Origin of the sequence: Gordonia sp. VNK21, from assembly GCF_046098115.1 — a bacterium.
In the GTDB taxonomy this organism is placed as follows: Bacteria; Actinomycetota; Actinomycetes; order Mycobacteriales; family Mycobacteriaceae; genus Gordonia.
The window spans coordinates 25,298-39,559 of sequence record NZ_JBJURU010000008.1 but is presented as its reverse complement, the minus strand read 5'-3'; the positions used below and the strand labels follow the sequence as shown (position 1 = coordinate 39,559).

Here is a 14,262-nt window from a genome sequence, read left to right as displayed (position 1 = left end):
GTTCGGCGGAGACGTCGATGAAGCGCGCCTTACGCGCCTCCGGCTTCTCGATCTCCTGGGCCACGGTCCGTGCGATCACCCGGCGGATCTCCGCATCGACCTGGGCGAGGTTGCGGATCAGTTCGCCGCGCATGTTCCTCGAGGCCACGTCCACGAAGACGTCCGACGGCCTCGGCGGCTCCACCTCGATCCGCAGCTGCAGCGGACGGGCGCAGCGGACGGTGAGCGGGAGGGTGATCAGGCCGGCCACGTCGTAGTGCAGCCGGTCCAGTTTGAGGTCGATGAGCAGCCCGATGGTCAGCGGCAACCGCACGGTGAACGTGATCAGGTCGCCCAGCTGCCGGCTGATGGCCGGTTCGTGGACCTGGACGTCGGCCCGCACCTTCACCATGCCGCCGGGGCCAGCCGGGATCGGCCCCACCTGAAAGGCCTCGCCGGCCAGCGCACCGAGGGCTGCGCCGAGCCGTTCGGCGGTCACCGCCACTTCGAAGAAGGCCCGGCCGAACTCCTCGTAGGTCATGTACTGGTCCGGATCGATGGCCTCCGACGGCACGACGGGAGCGTTGTCGGCCGGACCGGCCGGGTCGGCCGGACGCGGAGTCTCGACGGCGGGAGTCTGGTCGGTCACGCACTCAATCCTTGGGCCTTGTCGGTGTACGGACTCATCGATGGGAGGCATCGCGCAGCCGCGGCGGGCAGGCGGTGCCGGGCAGGGTGAGCAGCTCGAAATGCCACCACTCGTTGTCGAAGGCACGGCACAGTCCGTACCGGCTGCCGTGGCGCTGCAGCCAGCGGGCTCCGCTGCGCGGCCCCACGTCGATCGCCTCACCGGTCACATGCGTGGATTCACCGGGCGGCAGCACCCAGCGGCGCGCCTGTCCCGGGCTGCCGTAGGTCGCCAGCCCGTCGCGCCAGAGCGCGGCCTGCTCGGCCCGGCTGCGTTTGCCGGAGGTGATCGACAGCGGTACGCCGTCGGCCTTCGCATCCCGGGAGGCCAGCGTGTACGCCAGGGCCAGCTGCAGAGTGAGGCCCGCGGTGCCTTCGGCCAGGCGCACCCCAAATACGGAGGCGGCGGGTGCGGCTGCCGCCGGCGCGGCTACGGCGCCGGCCGCGACCGTGCCGAGCACCGCCAGGACGGCGGCGAGTCCGGAGACCGTTCTGCGCATTCGGTACGGGTCCTTCCCGTGAAGGGGCTCTGCTTACGCATTGTGCCACCGATCACCGTGCACCGTTCAGGGCAACAGGCCGAATCGACGGCCCGCGACCACCGCCTGATGGCGGCTGTGCACGTCGAGCTTGCCGTACAGCGTGCGCACATACGATTTCACCGTCTCCGGCGCCAGGCCCAGCCGCTCGGCGATCTCCCGGTTGGAGCTGCCCAGGGCCAGATGCGCGAGCACCTGACGCTCCCGATCCGAGAGCGCCACCGGAGGCGGTCCGGACGGTGCCCGCGCCGCCCGCAGCCGGTCGCCGATTTCGGCCAGGGTCGCGGCCAGGTCGGTGCCGGGTGCCGTCCGCGCCAGTTCGTCGAGTTCGACGATGCTCTCGGTGATCGCCAGCGCCAGCTGCTCGTCGAGCGGGCCACTCGCACGCCGGCCGGCCGGAATCGCCTGACGCAGCGCCGACAGCCGCCGGCTCACCTCGTCGTCGATCCTGATCTCGTCGGCCAGTTCGGCCGCCAGCCCGGACAGTGCGCCGAGCATCCGGTCGGGCACCCTGGCCACCGATCGCAGTCCGCCGTAGATGACGGCCCGGGTGCGCCCGCCGACGACCGCGGGAACGGCGACCAGGGTCTCGATGCCCTCGCCGCCCACCTGCCGGTCGTACTCGTGGGTGATGGCGGTCGACCGCGAGTAGTCCACCACCTGTCCGGGCCGCCTGTCGTGCAGCACCCGTCCGCCCAGGCCCCGCCGCGAACCGATCGTCAGTCCCTTGAGCAGTCCGGTGCGGGTGCCGACGAAGCCGCTCAGCGGGAGTTCGCGGGCCTCGACCAGCCCGCCGAAGAGCACCGGCATCCCGGTCTCGGTGCGCGCCCGGCGCAGCGTCGAACGCACCTGCTCCTCGAGGGGCTCGGCTGGGGACATGATCACTTCCGTCGGCTGCTCCGGCCGACGTGGTCACCACCCCCGTCCGGGGGTGGTGACCACGCCGATGTGCTTCATAGCATAGAGGCTCACAGTCGTCGGCCCCGTCACGAAATGGACCCACCATGACCCCCTCGACCGGTCTCACCGCTGGCCCGGTGCTTCCCGGCGTCGCGTTCGGACACGCGAACACCTCCCCGCTGACCCCGCTGCGCTTCCTGGATCGCTCGGCGCGCGTCTTCCCCGGCCGCACCGCCGTCACCTACGGCCGCCGGGAACTGACCTACGCGGACTTCGCCGCCCAGGTTCAGCAACTGGCCAAGGCGCTCGCCGGCCGGATCGCCCCCGGTGACCGGGTGGCATACCTGGCGCCGAACATCCCCGAACTGCTCCTGGCGCACTACGCGGTGCCGCTGGCCGGCGGTGTGCTGCTGGCCCTGAACTCGCGGCTGGCCGGTCCCGAGCTGAGCTACATCCTCGACCACGCCGAGGCCAGGGTCCTGGTCTTCGACACCGAGTACGCCGCGACGGTCGCCGGGATCCGCGACGACCTGACCACCGTCGAGCACTTCGTCTCGGTCACCGACACCGAGTTCGGCCCGGAGCCCTCCGCCGGCACCGACTTCGCCACCGAGTACGCGGACTTCGCGGCCGGCGGAACCGGTCCGGACCTGCCCTGGACGGTGGCCGACGAGAACACGGTGATCGCCCTGAACTACACCTCGGGCACCACCGGAAAACCCAAGGGCGTCATGTACACCCACCGCGGGGCGTATCTGAACTCACTCGGCGAGGTCATTCACAACGGCTTCGATCGCGACACCCGCTACCTGTGGACGCTGCCGATGTTCCACTGCAACGGCTGGTGCACCACCTGGGCGGTCACCGCGGCCGGCGGGCGGCACGTCTGCCTGCGCGCGGTGCGCGCCGACGCCGTCTGGGACGGCATCGACGAACTCGGGGTGACCCACATGTGCGGCGCCCCGGCGGTCTGCACCACCATCGTCGGCGATCCGCAACGCGCGCACCGGGTCCCGCATCCGGTGCGGATCACCACCGCCGGCGCACCGCCGTCGCCGACGGTGCTCGGGCAGCTCGCCGCCATCGGGATCCTCGCGGTGCACGTGTACGGGCTCACCGAATCCTATGGGCCGTACACCATCTGCGAGTACCAGGACGACTGGGACGCCCTCGCCCCGGACGAGAGGGCCCGAATGCTGTCCCGGCAGGGTGTGGGCATGGTGCAGGCCGAGAACGCCCGGGTGGTGATCCCGGCGCCGGACGGCGGCCTGAACGACGTCCCGGCCGACGGCGAGACCATGGGCGAGATCGTCCTGCGCGGCAACAACGTGATGGCCGGCTACTTCAAGGACGCCGATGCCACCGCGCAGGCCTTCGCCGGCGGCTGGTTCCACACCGGCGATCTCGGTGTGATGCACCCCGACGGCTACATCCAGCTCAAGGACCGGGCCAAGGACATCATCATCTCCGGCGGCGAGAACATCTCCACCGTGGAGGTGGAGCAGGCCGTGGTCACCCACGAGTCGGTCCTCGACGTGGCCGTGGTGGGCGTACCCGACGAGAAGTGGGGCGAGCGGCCCCGCGCCTACGTGCAGCTGGTGCCGGGCGCGCCCGTACCGACCGTCGACGATCTGATCACGCACACCCGGGCACTGCTGGCCGGCTACAAGGTGCCCCGCGACATCCACATCGTCGACGAACTCCCGCGCACCTCCACCGGCAAGATCCTCAAGTTCGCGCTGCGCGAGCAGGCCCGCACCGAGTGACGCCGCACGGGTTTACCGTGGAGGGGTGGCAGCACCTCCCGCGATCGGACTGTCGGCATCGGCGCCGGCCCGCGCCGCCGATGCTCCCGGGCTGGCCGCACTCGAGCGCCTGATCGTCTCGTGCGCCGCCTGCCCGCGGCTGGTGGCCTGGCGCGAGGAGGTGGCCCGGGTCAAGCGGGCCGCCTTCGCCGACCAGACCTACTGGGCGCGCGGCGTGCCCGGCTTCGGACCGGCCGATGCGTCGATTCTGGTGGTGGGGCTGGCGCCGGCCGCGCACGGCGCCAACCGCACCGGGCGGATGTTCACCGGCGATCGCAGCGGTGACGTCCTCTTCGCAGCGCTGCACGCGGTGGGGCTGGCCTCGCAGGCCCGCGCCGTCTCCGCCGACGACGGACTCACCCTGTCGGGGGTGCGGATCAGTTCACCGGTCCGCTGCGCTCCCCCGCAGAACAAGCCGACTCCGGCCGAGCGGCGCACCTGCGCACCGTATCTGTCGCGGGAGATCGATCTGCTCGCCCCCACTCTGCGGGTGGCGGTGGTCCTGGGCGCCTTCGGCTGGCAGGCGCTGCTCGCGGTGCTCGTCGAGGCCGGCTGGGAGGTGCCCCGGCCGCGGCCGAAGTTCGGTCACGGCGTCACCGTCGCCGTCACTCACCCCGACGGCCGGAGGCTGACCCTGCTGGGCTGTTTTCACGTCAGCCAGCACAACACCTTCACCGGACGGCTCACCCCGGCCATGCTCGAGGCGGTCCTGCAGACGGCGAAGGAGATCGGAGGCACAGATGAGTGAGGGAACACGCGTGCAGGTGCGGCGGATCTACGATCCGCCCGAGCCGGACGACGGTGCGCGGGTGCTGGTCGACCGGCTGTGGCCGCGCGGCATCAGCAAGCAGCGCGCGCAGCTCGACGACTGGTGCAAAACAGTGGCGCCGTCGACCGACCTGCGCAAGTGGTATGCGCACGACCCGGACAAGTGGACCGAGTTCGGGCGGCGCTATCGGGACGAGCTGACCGACGACGACCGCGCCGAGGCGCTCGCCGGTCTGCGCCGGCGGGCGGCCGCCGGGCCGTTGACCCTGCTGACCGCCAGCAAACGCGACGACATCAGCGAGGCCGAGGTCCTGCGCGAGGTGCTCTCCGGCGAGTGAACTGCTCGCCGGAGAGCACAGCGGCCCGGCTCAGTATCCGACGGCGAAGTTCCGCCGGTGGTGCGCCGGCTGCTCGATCTCGTCGACGAAGGCGACCGCGAAATCCGGTCCGGAGATGTAGGACTCCCCGTTCTCGCCGGTCACCAGCACCTCCCCGCCGTCGCGGTAGCGGCCGGTGCGCTCGCCCGGGTTGTCGCCGATGAAGCCGGCGGCGGGGTTGATCAGGAACCAGTCGAGGGTCTCCGGAGTGGCCTTGAGATCGTCGAGCACGCCGATCATCTCCCGGGCCTCGGCCTGGATGAAGTCGGGGAACTCCGGGGTGTCGGCGAGCAGCGGCCCGTCCGGGGCCACCCGGGTGCCGCCGGCCCCGCCGACCACTCCGAGCCGGGTGCCGGACGGGATCCGGGCGGCCAGGTCGGCGACGGCCGGACGCACCCGGCCCTCCATGTCTCCGCGCGGCGACAGCGCGACCGCCACCACGTCGGGCGCGGCCAGCTGCTCGTCGGTCACGTCGGCCACCGAACCGGATCGGTAGTCCGCGCCGGCGACGGCACTGACCGGGGGTTTGCGGGAGAGTACGGTCACCTGATGGCCGCGGGCGAGCGCCTCGGTCACGATGTTGCTGCCTGCGTAACCGGTTCCGCCGATCACCAGAAGATGTGCCATGGTCAGTCCTTCTCTCGTCGGGATTGCGGTGGGTCTACCCGGTCTGGTCGGCCGGGTCGGGGAGGTCGAGCTGTTCGACGAAGGCGCCCTGCCACACCGTGTCGAAGGGCGTGTGGCCGCTCACCCGGCCGGCGATGCCGGCGGCGGTGAACTCCTTGGCGAAGGCCACTGCGTCGGCGACGGCCGCGCCCTTGGCCAGCTCGGCGGTGATGGCTGCGGCGAGCGTGCAGCCGGCGCCGGAGACCCGCTCCGAGCCGACCTTCGGCGAGCGCAGCACCGTCACCTCCTCGCCGTCGAAGAGGACGTCGACGGCGTCGGGACCGGGCAGTTCCACCCCGCCCTTGGCGACCACGTACTGCGGGCCGAGTCCGTGGATCCGGCGGGCGGCCTCGGTGAGGTCGTCGACGTCGTCGATGCGCTCGAGCCCGGAGAGGATGCGCGCCTCGAAGAGGTTCGGCGTCACCACCGTGGCCTGCGGGAGGATCTGTTCGCGCAGCGCGGTGTCGGTGTCGAGGGCGGCACCGGGCTCCTGCCCCTTGCAGATGAGCACCGGATCGAGCACCACGTGCCGCCAGGTGCGCTCGCGCAGCGCCGCGGCCACTGTGTCGATGGTGGCCGGGGTGCCCAGCATGCCGATCTTGACCACGTCCAGGTCGTGTGCGGCCGTCGCCGCCTCGATCTGATCGGCGATCACCCCGGGGTCGATCGGTACGAAGCGGTGGTTCCAGCCGTCCGCCGGATCGAAGGAGACGATGCAGGTGATGGTGCCGACGCCGTAGACGCCGAGTTCCTGGAAGGTCTTGAGGTCCACTTGAAGTCCGGCGCCGCCGGTCGCTTCGGAACCGGCGATGACATAGGCGAGATCAACCACGGTATCCGAGGTTACTCACCAGAAGCGCCTCTGTCCGCCTCAGTCAGTGCGCGGCCGGAGTGATCCGCACCTGGATGTTCTTCATCAGCGGCTGATCGCTCTGGGTGCTGTAGTCGGCGGCGCCGATGAGCGCGTTCATCTCCGGCATGTAGCCGGCGGCGCTGCCGGCCGGCAGGTCGTATTCGATGGCGCGGAAGCTGCGCAGGGTGCGTTGCGAGCCGTCCTTGGAGGTGGCGACGATGTCGACCGCGTCGCCCTGTGCGATACCGCGGGCGGCCATGTCGTCGCGGTGCATGAACACCAGCTCGCGCAGGTTGGTGATGCCGCGGTAGCGGTCGTCGGCCGAGTAGATGGTGGTGTTCCACTGGTCGTGTGAGCGCATCGTCTGCAGCACCAGCACCTCCGGCGACTCCGGAATCGCCTGCGGCAGAACGGCGTGCGAGAACTCGGCCCGGCCGCTCGGAGTGTGGAACACCCGCTCGCGCGCGGCCTGCGGGATACGGAAGCCCAGCGGCCGGCGCACCAGCTCGTTGAAGCCCTCGAAGCCGGGCAGCACCCGGGACATGATCTCGCGGATCCGGTCGTAGTCGGCGGTGTACTCCTCCCACGGGGTGGCGCTGCCGGGCAGCGTCGCCCGCGCCATGCCGGCCAGGATGGCGATCTCCGAACGCAGGTGCGGTGAGGCGGGCCGCTTCTTGCCCACGGACAGCTGCACATTGCTCATCGCGTCCTCGCAGGACACGCCCTGCACGCCGGAGGCCTGTCGGTCGCGTTCGGTGCGGCCCAGGCAGGGCAGGATCAGCGCGCGGCGCCCGTGCACCAGGTGGCTGCGATTGAGTTTGGTGCTCACCTGCACCGTGAGCTCGCAGTTGGCCAGTCCGCGTGCGGTGTAGCGGGTGTCCGGCGCGGCCAGCACGAAGTTGCCGCCGAGAGCGACGAAGACCTTCACGCTGCCCTCGTTCATCCCCTCGACGGTGGCCACGGTGTCCAGGCCGGGTGTGCGCGGCGAGCTGATGCCGCAGTGCTCGTCGAGACTGTCGAGCAGCGCCGCGCCCGGATTGTGGTTGATGCCGCAGGTCCGGTTGCCCTGCACATTGCTGTGGCCGCGGACGGGCGACGGTCCGGCGCCGGGGCGCCCGATGTTGCCGCGCAGCAGCAGCAGGTTCATGAACTCGCGGACGGTGTCCACTCCGTGCTCGTGCTGAGTCACGCCCAGGCACCAGGCGATGATGGTGCGCGGCGCGTCGAGGTAGAGCTGGGCGAGCGCCCGGATCTCGGCCTCGTCGACGCCGGCCTGCTCGCTCAGCTCGGCCCAGCTGCTCGCGTCCACCAGCCGCCGGTAGTCCTCGGCGCCGTGGGTGTAGCGCTGCAGGAACTCGTGGTCGAGGGCGCCGCCGCCGGGGGCGGCGTCTTCGGCTTCGAAGACCGCCTTGGCCATGCCCCGGATGAGCGCCAGGTCACCGCCGGGCCGCACCTGCACGTTGCGGGTGCCGGTGTCGGTGGCCTTGAAGCGGGCCATCCGGGTGATCTCGTGCGGAACGATGGTGCGGGTCGCCGCGGCCTCGACCATCGGATTGATGTGCACCACCTGGGCGCCGCGTTCGACGGCGTGGGCCAGCGAGGTGAGCATGCGCGGGGCGTTGGAGGCCGCATTGACGCCGAGGACGAAGAGCAGATCGCAGGTGTCCCAGTCGTCGAGGTCCACGGTGCCCTTGCCGGTGGCGATGGAGGCGGTCAGGGCCCGGCCAGATGCCTCGTGACACATGTTGGAGCAGTCCGGAAGGTTGTTGGTCCCGTATTCGCGGACCCACAGCTGGTACAGGAAGGTGGCCTCGTTGGAGAGCCGGCCGGAGGTGTAGAAGGCCGCCTGGTCGGGACTGTCGAGGCCCTGCAGAGTCTGGCCGACCAGGGCGAAGGCGCCGTCCCAGCTGATCGGGACGTAGTGGTCGGTGTCCGGGTCGTAGACCATCGGCTCGGTGAGCCGGCCCTGGTCCTCGAGGTCGAAGTCGGTCCAGCCCGACAGTTCGGTGACGCTGTGCGCGGCGAAGAACTCGCGGTCCACGCGTTTGCGGGTCATCTCCCAGGTGACGTGCTTGATGCCGTTCTCGCAGATGTCGAGCGTGATGCCCTTGTTGTCGTCGGGCCAGGCGCAGCCCGGGCAGTCGAAGCCCTTCACCGGGTGGTTCATGGTGAACATGGCGCCGGTGCCGGCGAGCAGTTCGCGTTCGGTGACGAGCACCTTGGAGACCGACGCGGCCGCTCCCCAGCCGGCGGCCGGATGGTGGTAGGGCCGGGACGACCAGGCCTTGCCGGTGGCCGGGCCGAATCCGCCCTGCCTGGGCACGTTCGGCAGCAGACCGGGCACGTCGTCGTCGGGTTGATACCGGCTCGGCTTGGCACTTTCCGGGGCGACCATGTCCGGTCCTACCTTCCTGGGGATCCGGCGGCACGGGCTGTGTGCGCCGCCACATGTCTTCACGGTAGTCCGCGGCCGCCGCGGCCGCGAACGGACACCCGCACCGGTTGTGCTTGAATCCAGGTATGGGCGCCGCTGTATCGCCGGACTCCGCAGGGACCGGAACCGCGATGCGCGCCGTGCTGGTCAAGACGGGCGGCGGCGAGGGGGTCGTGTTCTCCCCCGTGCTCGAACCGGTGCGGGTGGAGCTGGGGCGGACCTGGTCCATCTCGCTGCCGGCGGCCCGCCGCTTCCCCGTCGCGGTGGATCCGGACAGCCCGGAGCACTTCACGCTGATCGACAACCCGGAAGCGACGCCCGCGCCCGCGGCCGCGGTCCCCGGCGTCCCCATGCCGGCCGCGGCGGGGCCGCCGGTGGGCCCCTCGCCGGTGGAAGTCGACTGCCCGTCGCCGTCTATCGAGGACTATCTCGGTCTGCTGACCGGCGGCGCGCCGAGCCGGCTGGAGGACACCGATCAGCCGGTGCTGCTGCAGGCGCTCGCGCTGCGTGTGGAGCAGCTCAGGCCATGCCGCTGTATGCGAGCATTCGCCGCTTCGAGCGGCCGGACCGCCGGCCCGAACGGCTCCTCGCGGCGGTCTACACCTCCAGCCGGGGGGCACACGGCGCTGGTGGCGTCGGCGCGAGCGCGCGGATCCGGGCGCGGCACTCGAGTTGCTGTGGGCGTCGAGCCTGCGGCGGCACGACGCGGTGCTGACCGATTACCTTCCGTTCGAGCTGGATCCGCAGGTGATCCTGACCTGTCCGGCGGCCCTCGACGTCCAGGTGCCCGAGACCCGGGCCTCCCACGAGGCTTCGGCCACCGCATCAGCGCTGCGGACCGAATCGGGTCCCGCCGATGCGGGGCATGGACAGGCGTACGCCTCTGCGGTCTCCGAACTCGAGGCCGCGTGGACTGAGGCCAAGCGGCATGCGCTCGAGGTGGGTCTGGACTACCTGCAGAGCGGCGAAGTGCGTGACCGGCAAAGGATTTCGGGTCTGCTGCAGCATGCGGACGCCACTACCGGAGCGGAGAGTCAGAGTTCCCGGCAGCGCGCCGCGGAGATACTCGCCGCCCTTCCGCCGCGGGGCACGGAGGAGTCACTCGGCACGCTCCGGCGCGCGGTACGCGGCGAGTTGCCTAGGGGCACAACTGATTAGCGCAGAGATCAGGTGAGATGCCGAGTGCCCCCGGACATATCGTCGCGGGGGCACTCGGTGTGAAGATCAGAAGATCAGAGAGCGCTCACGTTGGTCGCCTGGGGACCCTTCGGGCCCTCTTCGATGTCGAACTCAACGCGCTGCGCTTCTTCCAGGTTGCGGAAGCCGCTGCCCTGGATGGAGGTGTAGTGGACGAAAACGTCGCTACCCGAGTCGTCGGGAGCGATGAAGCCGAAGCCCTTTTCGCCGTTGAACCACTTGACGGTTCCCTGTGCCATAACTTGTGTACTTCTTTCATTGGTGCATGCGCGCCAAGGTCTGACGACGCACGGGTTATTGTGTCACACATCCGCGCAAATGGCGCTACCTGACAACAATCCGCGTCGATCGGGGTGTCAGACCGCGGCGCCGCTGCCGCTCACGGCGGCCGTGGTGTCGGGAACACCGAGCGTATGGGCCTTGTCGTCGGCCAGAGCCAGCAAGCGCCGGATGCGGCCGGCGACGGTGTCCTTGGTCAGCGGAGGCTCGGCGTGCCGGCCCAGTTCCTCGAGGCAGGCGTCGCGATGGGCCACCCGCAACCGTCCGGCGAGCACCAGATGCTCGGGCGCCGAACCGTCGGCGATGTCGTCGGCGAGCAGCTCGAACGCCCGCTCCACGCGCGAGACGGCGATTGCGGCGGCGTGCGCGGTGCGGCGGGAGTTGGCGTCCTCGAAGTTCACCAGCCGACTCTGGCTGTGCTCGACGGCCGCCCGGCTGTAGTGGTGATGCCACACGCGCGCGGATGCCACCGCACCGATCCGGTTCAGCATGGACTCGATCGCGGCGCCGTCGCGGATGACCACGGCAGGTCGTACGGGTCCGGATGCGCCGGCGGCGTCGTGGAATTCCCGCGCCCGGGCCGGAATGCCGAGCCGGCGCGCCGCACCGACCAGAGCCAGTGCCGACTCCGGACCGGGACAGGCCACCTCCAGCCGGGGTGCCGCCGCATCCGGCGCACTGATCGTGCCGGCTGCGAGAATCGCACCGCGCCAGGCGGCTTCGGCGTCGCGCACGCTGCCGCCGACCACGTGCACGGGCAGCCCGCGCACCGGCCGGCCGCGGCCGTCGATCAGGCCGGCACGACGGGCCAGGTCTTCGCCGTTGTCCACGAACCGCACCTCGTAGCGGAAAGTGGTGACGCTGCCGGTCTTCCGCCGCACCCGCACCTCGGACGGATACCGGTAGAGTGCGTGGACTTCCTGGCACAGCCAGCGCGCACTGTTGCCGCAGTCGAGCTCGGCCTCGACCACCAGTCGGCCGCCGACCATCCGGACGCCGCCGGAGAAGCGCAGCAGCGCAGCCACTTCCGCGCGCCGGCCGGCGATCAGCGGGACGGTGAGCCGGCTGAGTTCCTCACGCAGCCCGAGGGTCATCGCCGATCCGGTGGGCGCGGACTCGACGGAACCCGGTCCGGTCGGCACTGACGCAACAGATACGGCACTCACTTGGCGAACACACTCACTTCGGTCGAGGCTGACATCCGAACCACAGAGTACGAAGCGCCGGTCGCCGAATCCTGAGTCGACGGCCCCGCACCGCGCGGGCCCAAGGTCCTCTGTTCGGGTGAATCATGCGTCGTCGGAGCGCGTTCGGCGAGCATGTGGTATTAGGTAATGCTAACCTATCTCGACCGAGCGAAGCCCTGGGTGATCACCGGATTCCGCATCGTGATCGGCTTCCTGTTCTTCTGCCATGGCGCGTCGACGCTCTTCGCCTGGTTCCAGGAGCCGCACGGCGGCGGCACGGCCGAGTTCGGTGCCTGTCCGGCGTGGTGGGCGGGCGCCATCGAGTTCGTGGGCGGCATCGCCGTCATGCTGGGCCTGGGCACCCGGATCGCGGCCTTCATCGGCTCCGGGGCGATGGCCGTCGCCTACTTCTGGAAGCACGGCGACGCCCTGCTGCCCATCCAGAACGACGGCGACGCCGCGGCTCTGTTCTGCTGGGCACTGTTCCTGCTCGTCTTCATCGGGCCGGGACGGCTGGCGCTGTCGACCGTCGTCCTCGGCCGGCGAGAAGGCGCACCGGAGCGCACCGAGGCCATCGACGCCGAGACCGTCACGGCGTGACCGCCACGTCCGACTCCTGACCGATGTCGCGCTGGCGAGAGCCGGGCCGCTCTGACGCGCTCCTCGGGATGCGTCAGGGGGTGTAGCGCACCCAATCGACCTTGAGGGTCGCATCGTCGGCGGTGTCCGCGTCGGGCGCACCGGGCCAGTTCCCGCCGACGGCGACGTTGAGGAGCACGTAGACCGGCTTATCGAACACCCATTTCTCGGTGGCGGTCAGCGACGATTTGTCGATCGAGTAGAACGGCTTTCCGTCGAAGGTGAAGGTGATCTTCGACGGCGCCTTGGTGACGCCGTAGGTGTAGTACTGGGCGGGGTTGATGTCGGTGACGTCCGAGCCCCGCTGGTAGCGGCCGGTGATCATCGATTCGATGTCCCCGAGTCCGCCCAGACCGAGGGAACCGAGGGCACCGAGGCCCAGGCCGCCCAGATCGAGCGAGCCGTTGCTGGGGGCGCCGTTGGTGGTGGGTCCGTGGATGCCGGCGTGCACGAAGTTGCTGCCGGTGATGTGCTCGGCGATGTCGACCTCGCCGGATTCGGGGAAGCCCACGTTGTAGATGTCCTCGCCCAGGAGCCAGAAGCCGGTGTGCAGCCCCTTGCCCATGGGCATGGCCATCCGAGCGGAGAGGGTGCCGTAGGTGAAGGTGAACTTGTCGAAGGTGTTCAGGCGCGCGGAGGTCCAGCCGGAGCCGTCCCGGCGGGCCTGGATGAGCAGGTGTCCCGAGCCGTCGAGGCGGGAGTTGTCGCGCGCGGAGGTGTAGACCTGCTGCTCGTTGTTTCCCCAGCCGCCTCCGCCGGTCTCGAAGTTCCAGATGCTCCGATCGGGCGACGCACCGGCGGCGCCGTTGAACTCATCGGAGAACGGCTCGGCGGCGTGCACAGGAGCCGCGGTCACCAGGGCGACGGCGACCGCGCCGGCCAGGATCAGACGTGCCCGCTTAGTGACGTATGTAGCTTTCATAAGGGTAGGCTTAGCATAGTGCTGCCGGATCGCTCTCTCCGAGCGACCAGGAGCGGCGCACCTCACACTTCCACCCTGCGATCGCCGACAACAGAAAACCGCCCCCACCGTGTAGCCGGTGAGAGCGGTTGACCTGCTGTTCCTGTCGGGCTGACAGGATTTGAACCTGCGACCACTTGTTTCAGTCGCGGCGTGCTCGCTGGTCTGGCTGGCCTTGTTGGTTCCTGTTGGTGCAGGTCAGTGGACCGGTTTCGTTCCGTCCAGTCTTGCTAGTTGTGCTGATTCCGTGAGTTTTGGATGGGTAAAGGGGTGGGTCGGCAGAGCCCTCAACCGGCCGGAGGATCGGCTGCGCGATGCGGAAAGCGCCCCAGCCCGAAAGCTGGGGGCTACCGTCCACGGCATGGACGACGGGGATGACTGGTTGACCGAGCACTACGACGCGCTTGAGGAGGAAGGGCTCGCCGAGGATCCGGCGGCGTGAGCCGCGCTCGAGACGGTGCGGGCGCAGCTGGTCGACTATGGGCGGTTCACGCAGCGGCACTGATTACACCGAAAGCCGCCCCACACGGGAGCGGCCACGAGTGGGGGTGCGAAACGTGCACAGACTTGTGGATCCCTGCCCCGATTGACCGATTCGGCGACGCCGACCGAAACCTGAACCTACGCCATCGCGATCGGCTGGCTCGGCGGCCAGGTCGTCCTGTTCCCGGTCATCAACGATGGCATCCTGAAAGGGCAGGTCAACTATCTGGGACTGCCGACATTCAACCTCGACGGGTTCCCGAAGCTCGACTCGATCAGCGACATCATTCCGTCCCTGGGTGTCGGGAAGTTCAAGACCCCGATTCCTGGGGTCGACATCCCCGAATGGTCGACCGACGGGCTGCTCGATGCGGTCTCGACGTCCTCGACGACGACCGTCGAGACGGAATCGACCCACACCGAGTCGCGCCCGGCGATCGCCGCGCTCTCCGAAACCGCCGACGAAGCTCAGAACGAGCAGCCGATCGCCGAGCAGCCGGCCGTCACC

15 protein-coding genes are annotated in these 14,262 nt (G+C 69.9%); 6 read left to right on the top strand and 9 right to left on the bottom strand.

Annotated elements, in window-relative coordinates; genetic code table 11:
- The 3 genes from ACJMNC_RS10145 to ACJMNC_RS10135 all read right to left on the bottom strand — a co-directional run.
- The coding region (locus ACJMNC_RS10145; RefSeq protein WP_408947982.1) for a hypothetical protein at window positions 1–520 on the bottom strand (520 nt) is incomplete at its 3' end.
- Window positions 521–662: 142 nt separating this feature from the next.
- Window positions 663–1,166: a M15 family metallopeptidase gene (locus tag ACJMNC_RS10140; RefSeq protein WP_408947830.1), complete on the bottom strand. Its 504-nt coding sequence runs from the start codon at window positions 1,164–1,166 to the stop codon at window positions 663–665.
- A 66-nt stretch (window positions 1,167–1,232) separates the two neighbouring features.
- Complete coding sequence (locus tag ACJMNC_RS10135) at window positions 1,233–2,084, bottom strand: LuxR C-terminal-related transcriptional regulator (protein ID WP_408947829.1); 852 nt, start codon at window positions 2,082–2,084, stop codon at window positions 1,233–1,235.
- A 125-nt stretch (window positions 2,085–2,209) separates the two neighbouring features.
- Between ACJMNC_RS10135 and ACJMNC_RS10130 the strand changes: the two genes are divergently transcribed.
- The 3 genes from ACJMNC_RS10130 to ACJMNC_RS10120 are packed head-to-tail and all read left to right on the top strand — an operon-like array spanning window position 2,210 to window position 5,016.
- Entirely contained in the window at window positions 2,210–3,871 is a 1,662-nt protein-coding gene (locus tag ACJMNC_RS10130) for an AMP-binding protein (RefSeq protein ID WP_408947828.1), read from the top strand.
- A gap of 43 nt (window positions 3,872–3,914) precedes the next feature.
- Complete coding sequence (locus ACJMNC_RS10125) at window positions 3,915–4,658, top strand: uracil-DNA glycosylase (RefSeq protein WP_408947981.1); 744 nt, start codon at window positions 3,915–3,917, stop codon at window positions 4,656–4,658.
- On the top strand, window positions 4,651–5,016 hold the full coding sequence (locus ACJMNC_RS10120) for a DUF488 domain-containing protein (RefSeq protein WP_408947827.1): 366 nt from the start codon (window positions 4,651–4,653) through the stop codon (window positions 5,014–5,016). The genes ACJMNC_RS10125 and ACJMNC_RS10120 overlap by 8 nt, the downstream gene beginning before the upstream one ends.
- Window positions 5,017–5,046: 30 nt before the next feature.
- On the opposite strand, the gene ACJMNC_RS10115 is transcribed toward ACJMNC_RS10120, so the two are convergent.
- From ACJMNC_RS10115 to ACJMNC_RS10105, 3 genes are read right to left on the bottom strand one after another with little or no spacing between them, the layout of a single operon-like run.
- Entirely contained in the window at window positions 5,047–5,682 is a 636-nt protein-coding gene (locus ACJMNC_RS10115; protein ID WP_408947826.1) for an NAD(P)-dependent oxidoreductase, read from the bottom strand.
- 34 nt (window positions 5,683–5,716) lie between these two features.
- On the bottom strand, window positions 5,717–6,553 hold the full coding sequence (thiD, locus tag ACJMNC_RS10110) for a bifunctional hydroxymethylpyrimidine kinase/phosphomethylpyrimidine kinase (protein WP_408947825.1): 837 nt from the start codon (window positions 6,551–6,553) through the stop codon (window positions 5,717–5,719).
- A 43-nt stretch (window positions 6,554–6,596) separates the two neighbouring features.
- Window positions 6,597–8,969 (bottom strand): FdhF/YdeP family oxidoreductase, encoded by a 2,373-nt coding sequence (locus tag ACJMNC_RS10105; RefSeq protein ID WP_408947824.1) that lies wholly within the window; start codon window positions 8,967–8,969, stop codon window positions 6,597–6,599.
- A 711-nt stretch (window positions 8,970–9,680) separates the two neighbouring features.
- On the opposite strand from ACJMNC_RS10105, the gene ACJMNC_RS10100 reads away from it, so the two are divergent.
- Window positions 9,681–10,166, top strand: a complete 486-nt coding sequence (locus ACJMNC_RS10100) for a hypothetical protein (RefSeq protein WP_408947823.1) — start codon at window positions 9,681–9,683, stop codon at window positions 10,164–10,166.
- A 74-nt stretch (window positions 10,167–10,240) separates the two neighbouring features.
- Here the strand turns inward: ACJMNC_RS10100 and ACJMNC_RS10095 are convergent, their stop codons facing one another.
- Together ACJMNC_RS10095 and whiA are read right to left on the bottom strand one after the other, a co-directional pair.
- Window positions 10,241–10,444, bottom strand: coding sequence for a cold-shock protein (locus ACJMNC_RS10095; RefSeq protein ID WP_408947822.1), 204 nt, complete (start codon window positions 10,442–10,444; stop codon window positions 10,241–10,243).
- Between the two features lie 117 nt (window positions 10,445–10,561).
- Entirely contained in the window at window positions 10,562–11,578 is a 1,017-nt protein-coding gene (gene whiA, locus ACJMNC_RS10090; RefSeq protein WP_408947980.1) for a DNA-binding protein WhiA, read from the bottom strand.
- Window positions 11,579–11,818: 240 nt separating this feature from the next.
- On the opposite strand from whiA, the gene ACJMNC_RS10085 reads away from it, so the two are divergent.
- A complete protein-coding gene (locus tag ACJMNC_RS10085) occupies window positions 11,819–12,271 on the top strand; it encodes a DoxX family protein (RefSeq protein WP_408947821.1) in 453 nt (150 codons plus the stop codon).
- A 73-nt stretch (window positions 12,272–12,344) separates the two neighbouring features.
- Here ACJMNC_RS10085 and ACJMNC_RS10080 read toward each other — a convergent pair whose 3' ends face one another.
- Entirely contained in the window at window positions 12,345–13,232 is an 888-nt protein-coding gene (locus ACJMNC_RS10080) for a glycoside hydrolase family 16 protein (RefSeq protein ID WP_408947820.1), read from the bottom strand.
- A 286-nt stretch (window positions 13,233–13,518) separates the two neighbouring features.
- On the opposite strand from ACJMNC_RS10080, the gene ACJMNC_RS10075 reads away from it, so the two are divergent.
- A complete protein-coding gene (locus ACJMNC_RS10075) occupies window positions 13,519–13,713 on the top strand; it encodes a hypothetical protein (protein ID WP_408947819.1) in 195 nt (64 codons plus the stop codon).
- The last annotated feature ends 549 nt before the right edge of the window (window positions 13,714–14,262 follow it).

Excerpts from the sequence above, each read along its gene's own strand:
- ACJMNC_RS10080 (WP_408947820.1), bottom strand. The coding sequence starts at position 13,232 with ATGAAAGCTACATACGTCACTAAGCGGGCACGTCTGATCCTGGCCGGC.
- ACJMNC_RS10115 (WP_408947826.1), bottom strand. The coding sequence starts at position 5,682 with ATGGCACATCTTCTGGTGATCGGCGGAACCGGTTACGCAGGCAGCAAC.
- ACJMNC_RS10140 (WP_408947830.1), bottom strand. The coding sequence starts at position 1,166 with ATGCGCAGAACGGTCTCCGGACTCGCCGCCGTCCTGGCGGTGCTCGGC.
- ACJMNC_RS10130 (WP_408947828.1), top strand. The coding sequence starts at position 2,210 with ATGACCCCCTCGACCGGTCTCACCGCTGGCCCGGTGCTTCCCGGCGTC.
- ACJMNC_RS10120 (WP_408947827.1), top strand. The coding sequence starts at position 4,651 with ATGAGTGAGGGAACACGCGTGCAGGTGCGGCGGATCTACGATCCGCCC.
- whiA (WP_408947980.1), bottom strand. The coding sequence starts at position 11,578 with ATGACCCTCGGGCTGCGTGAGGAACTCAGCCGGCTCACCGTCCCGCTG.
- ACJMNC_RS10105 (WP_408947824.1), bottom strand. The coding sequence starts at position 8,969 with ATGGTCGCCCCGGAAAGTGCCAAGCCGAGCCGGTATCAACCCGACGAC.
- ACJMNC_RS10085 (WP_408947821.1), top strand. The coding sequence starts at position 11,819 with ATGCTAACCTATCTCGACCGAGCGAAGCCCTGGGTGATCACCGGATTC.
- ACJMNC_RS10095 (WP_408947822.1), bottom strand. The coding sequence starts at position 10,444 with ATGGCACAGGGAACCGTCAAGTGGTTCAACGGCGAAAAGGGCTTCGGC.
- ACJMNC_RS10135 (WP_408947829.1), bottom strand. The coding sequence starts at position 2,084 with ATGTCCCCAGCCGAGCCCCTCGAGGAGCAGGTGCGTTCGACGCTGCGC.